General features: G+C 65.4%; 12 protein-coding genes. 3 read left to right on the forward strand and 9 right to left on the reverse strand.

The features are described from left to right. Window positions 1-88 precede the first annotated feature (88 nt). Both O4220_RS09070 and O4220_RS09075 read left to right on the forward strand, forming a co-directional pair. Window positions 89-736 carry a hypothetical protein gene (locus tag O4220_RS09070; RefSeq protein ID WP_269603277.1) on the forward strand — a complete coding sequence of 216 codons (648 nt, stop codon included), beginning with the start codon at window positions 89-91 and terminating at the stop codon, window positions 734-736. Next, a complete protein-coding gene (locus tag O4220_RS09075; RefSeq protein WP_269603278.1) occupies window positions 733-2,133 on the forward strand; it encodes an alpha/beta-hydrolase family protein in 1,401 nt (466 codons plus the stop codon). The genes O4220_RS09070 and O4220_RS09075 overlap by 4 nt, the downstream gene beginning before the upstream one ends. 7 nt (window positions 2,134-2,140) lie before the next feature. Here the strand turns inward: O4220_RS09075 and O4220_RS09080 are convergent, their stop codons facing one another. The 3 genes from O4220_RS09080 to gatC are packed head-to-tail and all read right to left on the reverse strand — an operon-like array spanning window position 2,141 to window position 4,998. Further along, a complete protein-coding gene (locus O4220_RS09080; RefSeq protein WP_269603279.1) occupies window positions 2,141-3,223 on the reverse strand; it encodes an alpha/beta hydrolase in 1,083 nt (360 codons plus the stop codon). A 6-nt stretch (window positions 3,224-3,229) separates the two neighbouring features. Further along, window positions 3,230-4,702, reverse strand: a complete 1,473-nt coding sequence (gatA, locus tag O4220_RS09085) for an Asp-tRNA(Asn)/Glu-tRNA(Gln) amidotransferase subunit GatA (RefSeq protein ID WP_269603280.1) — start codon at window positions 4,700-4,702, stop codon at window positions 3,230-3,232. Beyond that, complete coding sequence (gatC, locus tag O4220_RS09090; RefSeq protein ID WP_032378172.1) at window positions 4,699-4,998, reverse strand: Asp-tRNA(Asn)/Glu-tRNA(Gln) amidotransferase subunit GatC; 300 nt, start codon at window positions 4,996-4,998, stop codon at window positions 4,699-4,701. Before gatC ends, gatA begins: the two co-directional genes overlap by 4 nt. A 307-nt stretch (window positions 4,999-5,305) precedes the next feature. On the opposite strand from gatC, the gene O4220_RS09095 reads away from it, so the two are divergent. Next, complete coding sequence (locus O4220_RS09095; protein WP_269603281.1) at window positions 5,306-5,956, forward strand: amino acid-binding protein; 651 nt, start codon at window positions 5,306-5,308, stop codon at window positions 5,954-5,956. Window positions 5,957-5,971: 15 nt separating this feature from the next. Here the strand turns inward: O4220_RS09095 and ligA are convergent, their stop codons facing one another. The 6 genes from ligA to O4220_RS09125 all read right to left on the reverse strand — a co-directional run bounded on the left by ligA (window position 5,972) and on the right by O4220_RS09125 (window position 13,105). Continuing rightward, on the reverse strand, window positions 5,972-8,137 hold the full coding sequence (gene ligA, locus O4220_RS09100; protein WP_269603282.1) for an NAD-dependent DNA ligase LigA: 2,166 nt from the start codon (window positions 8,135-8,137) through the stop codon (window positions 5,972-5,974). A 55-nt stretch (window positions 8,138-8,192) separates the two neighbouring features. Further along, window positions 8,193-8,375 (reverse strand): hypothetical protein, encoded by a 183-nt coding sequence (locus tag O4220_RS09105; RefSeq protein WP_269603283.1) that lies wholly within the window; start codon window positions 8,373-8,375, stop codon window positions 8,193-8,195. Between the two features lie 66 nt (window positions 8,376-8,441). Further along, window positions 8,442-9,629: a sensor domain-containing diguanylate cyclase gene (locus O4220_RS09110; RefSeq protein ID WP_269603284.1), complete on the reverse strand. Its 1,188-nt coding sequence runs from the start codon at window positions 9,627-9,629 to the stop codon at window positions 8,442-8,444. A gap of 133 nt (window positions 9,630-9,762) precedes the next feature. Continuing rightward, window positions 9,763-10,782 (reverse strand): methionine synthase, encoded by a 1,020-nt coding sequence (locus O4220_RS09115; RefSeq protein WP_269603285.1) that lies wholly within the window; start codon window positions 10,780-10,782, stop codon window positions 9,763-9,765. After that, entirely contained in the window at window positions 10,779-11,867 is a 1,089-nt protein-coding gene (gene mnmA, locus O4220_RS09120; protein WP_269603286.1) for a tRNA 2-thiouridine(34) synthase MnmA, read from the reverse strand. Before mnmA ends, O4220_RS09115 begins: the two co-directional genes overlap by 4 nt. Further along, entirely contained in the window at window positions 11,867-13,105 is a 1,239-nt protein-coding gene (locus O4220_RS09125) for a cysteine desulfurase family protein (RefSeq protein ID WP_420030350.1), read from the reverse strand. The genes mnmA and O4220_RS09125 overlap by 1 nt, the downstream gene beginning before the upstream one ends. Window positions 13,106-13,114 lie beyond the last annotated feature (9 nt).

A 13,114-nucleotide genomic window follows, 5' to 3' on the forward strand; every position in this document is an offset into this window, starting at 1 on the left:
CCGATCGCAGACCGAGACCGACAGCGACTGCAGAACGAGACTTCGGCGCGATGCTCGTAGGGCATCACGCTCCATAGCGTCGAAAGCCATGAACAGGAACACTTCTGGCATCCTGATGTGCTTCGCCGCGGCCACGGTAGCGGTGATTGCGACCACCGGTGCCGCGTCGTCCCCGCCGTCCGCACCCGACGAGACATCGCCCGTCGCCGTAGCGGTGCACGCGCTCGTCACCGACTCGGCAGACGCGGCGACCCGAGCGATCCCCGCCGACTTCGCATCGGTGATGGGCTACCGACCGATAGTGCTCGACGCCATGGCGGAGAATCCTCACGGGGACTGCTCTTCTCCCGTGCCGCTGCCGCCGGAATTCGAATCCGCCTGCAAGGCACATGATCTGGGCTACGACCTCTTACGGTATGCCGCCGCGACAGGCAAGACCGTGGACCCGCACTGGCGTCGAGCGATCGATGGTCGGCTGGAAAGCCGTCTGCACGCCGCCTGCATCGAGCGGACCGACGACGGATCCCGCCGGGCCTGCTACGTCGCCGCATCGGTAGCCGCGGCGGCCGTCGACATGAATTCTTGGCGGCAGTCTTTCGGCGCACCGGTGGCCGAACCCGCACTGCCGATCGCGCTGGGCGGCGCAGTCTTTGCCCTGACGACGCTCTCGGTTCTTCTGGCGCGCCGATACGTGCGCACACAAGTATCCGTACCCGCGATCGACGAAGACGCATGATCGCCCCGATCACCGGATCCTTCGGGCGAATCGGCTCTGCTGGGACCTCTGTTGCACCGCCCCTCTCGACGGGCATACGGCTGCCGAGAATCGGGACCTCGATTGCGCTCACAGCTGCCGTATCGATGTCGTCCGCTCCTGCGCTGCTCCCCCGTCCAGCCGTCACCCAGGCGCTGTTGATCGGGGTGTCGATGGCGATCGCACTCACCCTCGCGTGGTCGGCCCGGCACGCTCTCGGCACGGGGCGACCCGCTGGATTCGGCGCGCGGGCGTGGACAGCGGGCGCTGGAACAGTGGTCTCTATCGGCGCGGTGTTCTCGAACATTCTGTGGCAGAACAAATTACGAGCCGCGATGGCCACGCCAGCAGTGGACTGGCACTACGCCGTCGATATCCTCGGTGGAGCGGCATGCGTCGCTCTCACTCTGTGGGGTATCGGTCTCGCCACCCGGAGAGTGAGCGCTGCGCTCGGCGGTGTGCGATCGATCGCTCTGATTGCGGTCGTCGGCGTGCTGTCGTACGTCGTCGCCGTGCCCGCACTCTGGTCGGCCATGTCCGGTTCCTTCTCGGCCTCGAGCTCGGCAATCGACGGTACGGTGACCGCTCCGATTGCGACAACGAGATCAGGTGGTCCCGACTCGCTCGTTCCGTGGGGCACGCTGGGCAGAGAGGGCCGAAAGTTCGTGTCCGGCGGTTTCGTCCCCAGTACCGTGCGCACCTACGTCGGCCTCGACTCGGCACCCACGCTCGATCGACGCGTCGCGCTGGCCGTCGCAGACATGGAACGCGCGGGCGCTTTCGACCGCCGTGTGGTGGTCGTCGCGATACCGACCGGATCGGGCTGGGTGGACGAGAATGCGGTCACCGGTGCCGAAAGCAGATTCGGCGGGGATGTCGCCACCGTGGCAGTGCAGTACTCGAACAAGCCGAGTTGGGCGACATTCATGTTCGCCGAGGACGATGCCCGCAGATCGGCCGAGGCAGTTGCACACGCGGTTGCGGCGCGGGCAGCCGCGAAATCGACACCGCCCCAAATCGTCGTGTACGGCCAGAGCCTGGGGGCCGTGGCGGGCAGCGACACCTATCTGTCTCTTCGTCGAACCGATCCGCTCGTCTGCGGCGCAGTATGGGCAGGTCCACCTGCCGGAGCCGTGAACACCGACGACGCAACGGTTCTCGCCAATTCATCGGACCCCGTTGTCCGATGGTCTGCACGTCTGCTGTGGTCGGCTCCCGATTCGACGGCAACCCGTCACGATGCGCCGGCACCGATGTGGCTACCGCTCGTCAGCTTCGTCCAGACGTCCGTCGATATGGCAGCGGCTCTCGACGTGGAGGCCGGTCACGGTCATCGATACGGAATCGACCAGGGCACCAGCATGCCGCTCTGCCGGTGACTTCGGGTCAGTCGAGCAGCCCCAATCGTTCTCCGAGCCAGTCCATCTCATGCTCCAGAGCCGGAGCCCATACCTGCATCGAGTGTCCGCCGGGCAACTCGCTGTAATGAGCGTCGAGACCTGCAGCCACAGCAGCCTCGAAGGCGCGCTCGGTCTGCGGCCTGAATTCTTCGTCTTCGGAACCGGCGACGAAGGCACCGGCCGAATCGGGAAAGCTGTTACGCGACAGTATGTTCAGCGGCGTCGTTCGATCGAATCGAGCCTCGTTCACCGGGGTGTCCGCTCCGAATGCTGCGGCAACCGATTCGCTCCTCGTGCCGCGACGTTGCTCGTCCTCACCGGAGATATCGAGAAACGTCGGGTACACCGACGGTGCGGTCACCGCGAGCTGCAGGGCGCAGGTTCCTCCGTACGAGTACCCGCCGACCGCCCATGCCCGGGGATCCGAGGACGCGCGGAAGTTCGACCGAACCCATTGCGGCACATCCACGGAGAGGTAGGTCTCCGCATTTCCGAGGTTCGAGTCCATGCACATCGGGTTGGCCTCGGTATCACCGAGACCATCGGCCACGACGACGATCGGGGCAGCACCCTGGTGACGGGCCGCGAAAGCGTCCATCGTCTGCATCAAGCGGCCACCCTCGATCCAGTCGACGACGTGACCGGGTTGGCCGGTGAGCAGCACCAGCACCGGCAGGTCGTCGGCACCGGCGTCGTACGAGGCCGGAAGGTAGACGGTCGCGGGCCGCGCGTCGAAGTGCGACACCGTGCCTGGCACCTCGAGATCGACCAGTCTGCCGTGACCCTCGACCGGGACGACAGGTTGACGCCCCAGAGCGACCGCCACCGTCGGATACCGTGTGACGGTCAGATTGGTGAGTACGGCCGTTGCAACCAGTACCGCTGCCAGCAGACCCAGGGCACTCAGCGAACCGAACATCGGCCCCAGCCCTGAGCCGCGCCGAACCCGCAGGACGACGACACAGATCGTGGCCAGCGACAGTACCGCCGCCGCTGTCACTGCGACTGTCGGTACCGCACCGGACAGCAGAGGTAGATGAGCCAGGTCTGCAGCCCACCGATGCAGCACCTCGAACTACCTCAGATCGCCGCGAGCGGCCTCGTACGCGGCACCGACACGGTAGAGACGCTCGTCCGCGAACGCCGGAGCCATGATCTGAAGTCCCACGGGCAGACCGTCTTCGGAGGCAAGACCAGACGGCACCGACATCGCGCAATGGCCCGCGAGATTCGTCGGCAGCGTGCACAGATCGTTGAGGTACATCGCCATCGGATCGTCCACCTTCTCCCCCAACGGGAATGCCGTCGTCGGGGTCGTCGGCGACACCAGTACGTCGACCTTCTCGTAGGCGGCATCGAAGTCGCGTGCAATGAGCGTGCGCACCTTCAGAGCCGAACCGTAGTAAGCGTCGTAGTACCCGGCCGAGAGCGCGTACGTCCCGATCATGATGCGGCGCTTGACTTCCGGCCCGAACCCTTCGGCACGCGTGATGGCCATGACCTGCTCGGCGCTGTGCTTGCCGTCGTCGCCGGCCCGCAGGCCGTATCGCATACCGTCGAATCGAGCCAGGTTGGACGACACCTCGGACGGCAGAATCAGGTAGTACGCGGCCAACGCATGCACGAAGTTGGGGCACGAGACCTCGACGACCTCGGCACCGAGTTCGGTGAGCGTGGTCACCGCGGCATCGAAGGACGAGATCACACCGGGCTGGTAACTGTCGGAATGCAATTCCTTGACAACCCCGACACGAACGCCCGACAGGTTGCCGCGAGCGCCCTCCCGTGCCGCCGCGACGACAGGCCGAACAGCCGTATCGACGGACGTGGAGTCGCGCGGATCGTATCCGGCGATCACCTCGTGCAGCAGCGCGGTATCGAGCACCGTGCGCCCGCACGGACCACCCTGGTCGAGAGAAGATGCGCAGGCGATCAACCCGTAACGCGAGACACTGCCGTAGGTGGGCTTTGTTCCCACGGTGCCGGTCAGTGCGGCCGGCTGGCGAATGGATCCGCCGGTGTCGGTGCCGATCGCCAACGGTGCCTGGTACGAGGCGAGCGCCGCCGCACTGCCACCCCCCGAGCCACCGGGGATCCGGGTCGTGTCCCACGGGTTCTTGGTCGGCCCGTACGCGGAGTTCTCGGTCGACGAGCCCATGGCGAACTCGTCCATGTTGGTCTTGCCCAGAACCGGGATACCCGCTGCTCGCAGCTTCGAGGTCAGTGTCGCGTCGTACGGCGAGACCCAGCCGTCGAGAATCCTCGAGCCGGCCGTCGTCGGCATGTCGGTCGTGGTGAACACGTCCTTGAGGGCCAACGGGACTCCGGCCAGAGCCGACGCGGGCGCACGACCTGCAGACAGTCCCGCATCGACGTCGGTCGCCGCCGAGAGCGCCTCGACTGCTGCGACATGCAGGAATGCGTGCAGGTCTGCATCGACCTCCGAGATCCGATCGAGATGCGCCTGGGTCACCTCGACTGCGCTGATCTCGCGCGCGTGAATACGGGTGGCGAGCTCGGATGCATCGAGCTTCGTCAGGTCGGTCATTCGCTCTCCCCCAGAATCTGCGGCACCGCGAAACGGCCCTCTTCCGCGTTCGGTGCGCCGGCGAGCGACTGCTCCGGCGTCAGTCCGGGAACAGTCGTGTCGGGGCGCGTCACGTTGACGATCTCGCTGGGGTTGGCCGTCGGCGGAACATCGTCCGTAGCCACCTCCGCCACGGCTTTGACGTGGTGAAGAATCGAATCCAGCTGACCGGCGAACTCGTCGAGTTCGGCGTCACTGAGAGCCAAGCGCGACAGCCGAGCGAGGTGAGCGACCTCGTCGCGGGAGATGTCAGGCACCGCGTAGACCCCTTTCACACTGTAGGAGTGGAGCCGAACGAAACGACCCCATGTTTGTGCAGAGCGAACCGAACGGGTCCGCGAACGACGTCCAGCCTAGTGCGGAACGTCGCACAGGCTGCACGCACTCCTCGTGGCCGCTCCGGGTGTCAGAATTGTCACTGCCCGCGTTGCGAGACGTGCCACACAGGTCGAAGATGCAAGGATTGCTCGCGCCGGGGTGCACCGTGTTCCCTCTCTACCCGTCAGCAACGAACGATGGCGCTGGGGTGGCCGAAGTACGCCAGAAGTCGAAAGGGAGCGTGACATGTCCTACCTGCTCCGCGTTCAACTACCGGACCGGCCGGGCAGCCTCGGATCTTTGGCCGTCGCGCTCGGTTCGGTCGGCGCAGACATCCTCTCCCTCGACGTCATCGAACGCGGTGACGGATACGCGGTCGACGATCTGGTGGTCGACGTCGCGCCCGGTTCGCTTCCCGACACGTTGATCACGGCCGCCGAGAACCTCGACGATGTCCGGGTCGATTCCATCCGGCCGTACACCGGTGTCCTCGACACCCACCGCGAACTGGAATTGATCGATCGCGTCGCCGCCGCGTCCGACGATCGACTGCAGGTACTGGTCGACGGTGCCCCTCGGGTTCTACGAGTGGGGTGGAGCACAGTTGTGGCCACCAATGCGCACGGCCCGTACCGCCTGGTGGGTAGCTCCGGAGCACCCGAAACCCATGCCGCAGAGCTGCCGTGGTTCCCCCTGGCGGCTCCCGCTGCGCTGGACGCAGATGCAGAATGGGTTCCGCAGGTGTGGCGAGACATGGATACCCAGATCGCCGCCGCTCCGCTCGGAAACACCGGCACTGTACTCATGCTGGGAAGGCCGGGTGGGCCGGAATTCAGACCGTCGGAGGTTGCCCGGCTCGGTTACCTCGCCGGCATCGTGGCCACCGTCCTGAACTGACACTGCCGCATCAGGTCAGTCCGCATCCGGTCCGTCGTCGGATGCCTGCTCGGTGTCGGCGGGAGCCACTGCCTGGGGTCCCTCGGTCAACAGCAGAGTGAACCCCGACTCGTCCAGTACCGGTACGCCGAGCTCGATCGCTTTGTCGTGCTTGGACCCCGGTGACTCGCCGACGACGACGAACGCAGTTTTCTTCGACACCGAACCCGCCGCCTTCCCGCCTCGGAGCAGGATCGCCTCTTTGGCCTCGTCACGGGAATACGAGGTCAGTGATCCGGTGACGACGATCGACAGTCCTTCGAGATTTCTCTCTATGGAGGCGTCACGCTCGTCTTCCATCCGCACGCCCGCGGCCCGCCATTTGTCGACGATGGCTCGATGCCAGTCGACGTCGAACCATTCCGAGACAGCGGCCGCGATGGTGCCACCCACCCCGTCGACCGCAGACAATTCCTCGACCGACGCCGCCTCGATACGTTCGAGACTGCCGAACTCCCCGGCCAGCGCACGGGCCGCCGACGGCCCCACGTGCCGGATGGACAGGCTGACCAGGACGCGCCAGAGCGGCTGATTCCTCGCTACGGCCAAGTTGTCGAGCAACTTGCGACCGGTGGCCGAGAGCGCCCCCGATTTTGTGCGGAAGATCGCCGTCTTCATCAGGTCTTCTTCGGTGAGCGAGAACAGATCGCCCTCGTCCTCGATGGCACCGGTGGTCAACAGGTCGGATGCGGCCTCGTACCCGAGCCCCTCGATATCGAATCGCTGCCGCTCGGCCACGAAGAACACGCGCTCGCGCCGTTGCGCCGGGCAGAACTGCGAGTTGGGGCAACGCAGGTCTGCATCACCCTCCTTGGCCGGAGCCAGTGGCGTCGAGCACTCCGGGCACTCGGTGGGCATGACGAATTCGGTCTCGTCACCGGTCCTGGCGTCGACGACGGGTCCGAGAACCTCCGGGATGACCTCACCCGCCTTGCGAATGGTCACCGTGTCGCCGATCAACACGCCCTTACGCTTGACCTCCGAGGCGTTGTGCAGAGTTGCCAACGACACCGTCGAACCGGCTACGAGAACCGGAGTCATGTACGCGAACGGTGTCACTCGGCCAGTCCTGCCCACACTGACCCGGATGTCGAGCAGAGTCGTGGTGACTTCCTCGGGTGGGTACTTGTAGGCGATCGCCCACCTCGGTGCCCGAGACGTAGTTCCCAGACGGCGGTGCAGCGACATCTCGTCGATCTTGACCACCAGACCGTCGATCTCGTGTTCGACGTCGTGCCGGTGCTGGTCCCAGTAGACGACCTTCTCGACTACCTCGTCGATCCCCCGCACCCGTGTGGTGTGCGTGGAGATCGGCAGGCCCCACGCTCGGAGTGCCTCGTAGGCGTGCCACTGCGAATCGGGGGTGAAGCCCACCATGCGCCCGAACCCGTGGCAGATCATGCCCAGGCGTCGCTTGGAGGTGACGGCAGGATTCTTCTGTCGCAGCGACCCTGCGGCGGAGTTTCGCGGATTGGCGAACGGGGGCTTGCCCTCCTCCACGAGGGAGGCGTTGAGGGCCTGGAAATCCTCGAGGCGGAAGAAGACCTCCCCGCGTACTTCCAGTACCTCCGGCACCGGGTACTCCGCACTGCCCGTCAGGGTGTCCGGGATGTCGTCGATCGTGCGTGCGTTGAGGGTCACGTCCTCGCCCGTACGTCCGTCGCCGCGGGTGGCACCACGAACCAGAGTGCCGTTCTCGTACACCAGGTTCAGCGCGACGCCGTCGATCTTGACCTCGCACAGGTAGTGCAGATCCGGCCCGGCCTCGGTCTCGACTCGTTTTGCCCAGGCACGCAGCTCGTCGTGGTCGAACACGTTGTCCAGGCTCAGCATTCGTTCCAGATGGTCCACGGCGGTGAATTCCGTCGCGAAGCCGCCTCCGACGAGTTGGGTCGGCGAATCCGCGGTCCGTAGATCCGGGTGTGCATCTTCCAGATCGTTGAGCTCACGCAGCAGAGCATCGAATTCGCCGTCGGACACGATGGGCGAATCGCGAACGTAGTAGCGGAACTGATGGCCGCGCACTTCCTCGGCCAGCGTCTGCCATCGCTCGCGATCGGCAGAGGACGCGGCATCGAGTTCTACACCGACTGTCCCTGCGACGTCGTCGGTTCCTGCGGGTAGTTCGGTGGGCTCAGGCACGTCTCGAAGATTATCCGACCCCACCGACAGTGACCCATCTGCCGACACCGGGCCTCTAGCGACCCATGAGTCCCAGCAACAGCGTCGCGGCCACGAGCGCCACCGCGCAGATACCGGCGGTCAGTGCGAAACCGCTGAAGAACGAATCGGCGTAGATACCGCCGAGCACCGAGGCCATCACCGAGAGCAACACTCCCGCGGGCAATCCACGTCGCTGGGCATCCGATAGCCGATACATCGGACGATCATCGCAGAGGTCTCGTACGAGCACGCCGGCGCACCGAGCTACGGGCAGATCGCGGACTCAGATCTCGTCGATCACCAGACTGTTGCCGCCGGACTGCTTGGACCGGTACATCGCGGCGTCCGCCGTACGTGCCGCTCTACCGACCACCGACGTTCCCACGTCCCACAGGGCCGAGTCCTCGCGCAGCAAAGCCATGCCGACGCTGACGGTGACGGGGATGTCGTCCCGACCGTCGCAGAGCACCCGGACGACGTCGAAGCCGAGATCGACCATTCCCCGCGCGTCGCCGACCAGAGCGACGAGGAATTCTTCGCCACCGGTTCTGGCGAGAACTCCACCCTGATGCCGAACCAGGCGGCGCAGTCGGTCGGCGACTCGAACGATCACGTCGTCGCCGCGACTGTGCCCGAAACGGTCGTTGACGGACTTGAACTTGTCGATGTCGACGACCATGAACGCCATGGACATATCCCGCGAGTGGGCTTGCTGCCAGAGGTCGAGCAGTTCACTGTCGATGCCTCGCCGGTTGTACACCCCGGTCAGTGGATCGAGGACCGAACGCTTGGCGTCGTTGGACAGCGTTGTCCACGCCACCTGAGCGAACACCGGCACTCCCACGGTTGCCAGGAGCAACACCACCGTGGCGGTCGCGACAGCGGGCCCGTCGATGTAGTCCACGTCGTCGTTCATCACCGTTACGAAGGTGCGAATGCCGAAGCCGACGATGCACGTGGCGGTCCACACCAAGTGCGCCACCAGCAAGCGTGGACTCAAGAAGTAGGTGCACAGTGCGCCCGTGATGGCGAACAACACTGTTCCGATGAGTGAGGCGATGGGATCGTACAGAATCAACACCGAGGTCGTGAGGATGTCGCCGAAGGCGAGAAAGCCGATGAACCACTTCTTTCCCGGGATCGGTCCGAGCACACACCGAGCGGCGACGGCAACCTGAATCGCGAGCACCAGCGCAACCCAGACGATCGCAGTAGTTCCGCGAGGCCCCAGGTCACTGAAGAGCATCAGGATCGACGTCAGCGCGTACATCAACGTTGCCGTGCCGAAGACTGCGCGAATGATTCCGGTCAGTGGGCGGGTCGATCTGTGGTTGAGGATCCACTCGAAATCGTGCGGCGCTCGATACCAGTCGGAGGTTGCGGCTGCGAGTTTGGCCATCACACCTCGACGGTGTCGGCCGGAACGCCGGAGGGAGGCAACCTCGTCGAAGTCGCGACCGCCTGATGCCATGTTCCGAACTCCCACCGATTCGATAGACCCCCGACGGCCATGTGAATAGTGTCACACCTGTTCGACGTCCCAATACTCATGGGGCGCGGGGTAGCCGAGTCAGAGCCCGGTCACTCGAAGCGACTGTGCGATCTCACAACGAATCGGGCGAGTCGGCGAATGCAGCGGCGACGTCGCGGGCGAGTCCTGTTGCGCGACGGGCCCACTCCGGCGTGCTGCCGGCCAGACCACAACTGGGCGTCACCGAGATCTGTGATGCGAGGACAGAACGATCGAACCCGAGGCGGTCGATCAAGACCACACCCGGCTCCGCGAGTTCCCGCCAACCCGTTGGCCGCTCGGGGGCTACCGGTGGAATCAAGCCGAGCATCAGCGTCTTTCCTGTCTGCAGCAACTCGCCGATCCCGTCGAAGTCGGTGCGGCGCAGCCCGGTCGCGTCCACGGCAACGGCAGCAGCTCGCGAGCGGCGCAACAGATCGAAGGGAACATCGGAGTCGCAACAATGCACCACGACTGGGAGCGCAATGGTCTCCATCAGCGAGTCGAGCACTTCGAGTGCGTCCGGTTCGGGAACCGAACGCACGGTATCGAGACCGGTGATCCCCGTCAGGCTGCCGGCCAGAACGGCTGCGAGACTGGGCTCGTCGAGCTGAACCACGACGTCGACGCCGAGCCGGCGCGCCACCTCCGCGCAGTGCACCCGAAGCCCCTCACCGAGGGCTTCGGTGAAATGCCGGACGGCACCGCGGTCGGTCAAAGCCCGATGCCCGTGCCGGAGTTCGACCTGAGCGGCCATCGTGAACGGTCCGGCGGCCTGAACCTTGATCGTGCGGCCGCTGCCGCCAAGCCCCGAGACCTCCCACAGTTCCTCGAGCACATCGAGATCCTCGGCGAGAAAATCGCCGGCCCGACGACCGGCAAGCATGGGACGGGGTACGACCCGATATCCGGACGTGCGCACGTCGAGTTCGACGTCGACCATGATGGCTCCGGTGCGCCCGATCGTGTCCGCACCCAGTCCGCGTGCCGGGAGCTCGACGATGTGCGGTAACTCGTCGAACTCACCGAGGACGATTGCGGCAGCCTCACGGATGTCGGTACCCGGCCAGGAACCGATACCGGTTGCAAGTCCTGCGAAATCGCTCGCGGTCACTCGCGCTCGGATCGAGTGCCCGAGATGGTCGAGCTGCCGATGACGATGTCTCCGTGAATGTCCTTGCGGTACAACACCGCTGCCTGCCCCTTGGCAACTCCGGTGAGTGGAGCGCGCAACTGGATCTCCATCCCTTCGCCCACTGCCTCGGCGACGGCGTCGGTCAGCCCGCCGTGCGCACGAACCTGGACTGTGCACTCGATGGGACCGGTCGGGGCCACGCCTTCGGTCCACACCGCACGGTCTCCGCTGATGGCCCAGACATCGAGCTTCTGCGCGGAACCGACCATGACGGTGCCGCTGTCGGGCTCGATCGAGGTGACATAGCGCGGACGGCCGTCGGCGGCAGGCCCTTCGACTCCGAGTCCCTTGCGTTGTCCGATGGTGAAACCGTGCACACCGTCGTGGTCGGCCAGTTCGGCTCCGGTGTCGGAGTCGACGACCTTGCCCGGGCGCACTCCGATGTGTGCGCCGAGGAAGGCGCGTGTGTCCCCCGAGGGGATGAAGCAGATGTCGTGGCTGTCCGGCTTGTCCGCAACGGCCAGCCCGCGCTCGGCTGCCTCCTCGCGGATCTCGGACTTCGGAGTGTCGCCGATGGGGAACATCGCACGCGAGAGTTGACCCTGGGTGAGCACGGCCAAGACGTAGGACTGGTCCTTGTCCGCGTCCACGGCCCGGCGTAGCACTCCGTCGTGCAGCTGGGCATAGTGCCCGGTGGCCACGGCGTCGAAGCCGAGTGCGAGAGCGCGGTCCGCCAACGCGGAGAACTTGATCTTCTCGTTGCACCGCAGGCAGGGGTTGGGAGTTTCTCCCGCTGCGTAGGACGCCACGAAGTCGTCGATGACGTCCTCTTTGAAGCGATCGGCGAAATCCCAGACGTAGAAAGGTATTCCGAGTACGTCGGCGGCTCGGCGAGCGTCACCGGCGTCCTCTTTCGAGCAGCAGCCGCGCGAACCGGTACGAAGCGCACCGGGAGCGGTCGACAGTGCCAGGTGAACGCCGACGACATCGTGGCCTTCGTCCACGGCACGAGCCGCAGCCACCGCCGAGTCGACTCCCCCGCTCATAGCAGCCAGAACACGCATCAGCGATTTCCTCCTCGAGCTCCGACGCCGGCCAATCCGGCGGCACGAGCGCGTTCGACGACCTGCGGCAGCGCCGCAAGCACAGTGGTGATGTCTGTATCGGACGATCCGGCCCCCAGGGAGAACCGCAACGATCCACGGGCGACGCCAGGATCGAGGCCGAGAGCAATCAGCACATGGCTGGCACTGGCCACGCCCGCAGTACACGCGGAGCCCGTCGAACATTCTATGCCCGCGGCGTCGAGCAGCATCAACAGCGAATCGCCCTCACAGCCGGGAAACGTGAAATGGACGTTTCCGGCCAACCGGTCGTCACCTTCGGGGCCATTGAGGATGACGTCGGGAACAATGTCTCGAATACCTGCGATCAACCGATCACGCAACGCACTCAGTTCGGCACGGTGCCGTGATGCATTCTCGGTGGTCGACCGCAGCGCGGCTGCCATCGCGACGACGCCTGCGGTGTCCGGAGTGCCCGAACGCACGTCTCGTTCGTGGCCACCGCCGTGGAACAACGGAACACACGGAACCTGACGACCCAGCAGGAGCGCGCCGACGCCTTGGGGACCACCGAACTTGTGAGCGGCGATGCTCAGCGCGGACAGACCGCTGTCCGCAAAGCTCACGGGCAGATGCGGGACAGCTTGGATCGCGTCACTGTGCATCGGGACGCCGTATTCGGCGGCGACGGCTGCCAGCTCGGTGATCGGCATGACAGTTCCGATCTCGTTGTTCGCCCACATCACAGTGACGAGGGCAGTCTCGTCTGCGTGCAGGGCCAGTTCGGCCCTCAGTACGTCGGGAGTCACCCGGCCGTCGGTGTCGACCGGGAGCCATGTGACGACCGCACCGTCGTGGGCCACCAGCCATTCCACGGCATCGAGTACGGCATGGTGTTCGACCGAGCTCGCGATGATTCTGGTCAGGGTGGGGTCGGAATCACGGCGTGCGGCAAAAATGCCCTTCACGGCGAGATTGTCGCTTTCGGTGCCGCCGGAGGTGAAGATCACCTCGGACGGGCGCGCGCCGAGGTCTGCGGCTATCGACTCGCGAGATTCCTCCACCCGACGACGGGCGGATCGGCCGGAGGTGTGCAGCGAGGATGCGTTTCCGACGGTGGTGAACACAGAGTTCATCGCCTCGATCGCGCTCGGCAACATCGGGGTCGTTGCTGCGTGATCGAGGTACACCGGTGGCCGAGGCGGGACGGAAGCAGTCGTACTGCGCACAGAAGGCATAACAGGCTA

This window comes from Rhodococcus ruber, from assembly GCF_027270735.1.
Lineage (GTDB): Bacteria > Actinomycetota > Actinomycetes > Mycobacteriales > Mycobacteriaceae > Rhodococcoides > Rhodococcoides rubrum_A.

Coding starts and splice junctions, on each gene's coding strand:
- O4220_RS09110 (WP_269603284.1), bottom strand. CDS start 9,629: ATGGCATCAGGCGGTCGCGACTTCGACGAGGTTGCCTCCCTCCGGCGT.
- O4220_RS09095 (WP_269603281.1), top strand. CDS start 5,306: ATGTCCTACCTGCTCCGCGTTCAACTACCGGACCGGCCGGGCAGCCTC.
- O4220_RS09105 (WP_269603283.1), bottom strand. CDS start 8,375: ATGTATCGGCTATCGGATGCCCAGCGACGTGGATTGCCCGCGGGAGTG.
- gatA (WP_269603280.1), bottom strand. CDS start 4,702: ATGACCGACCTGACGAAGCTCGATGCATCCGAGCTCGCCACCCGTATT.
- mnmA (WP_269603286.1), bottom strand. CDS start 11,867: ATGCGTGTTCTGGCTGCTATGAGCGGGGGAGTCGACTCGGCGGTGGCT.
- O4220_RS09075 (WP_269603278.1), top strand. CDS start 733: ATGATCGCCCCGATCACCGGATCCTTCGGGCGAATCGGCTCTGCTGGG.
- O4220_RS09070 (WP_269603277.1), top strand. CDS start 89: ATGAACAGGAACACTTCTGGCATCCTGATGTGCTTCGCCGCGGCCACG.
- O4220_RS09125 (WP_420030350.1), bottom strand. CDS start 13,105: ATGCCTTCTGTGCGCAGTACGACTGCTTCCGTCCCGCCTCGGCCACCG.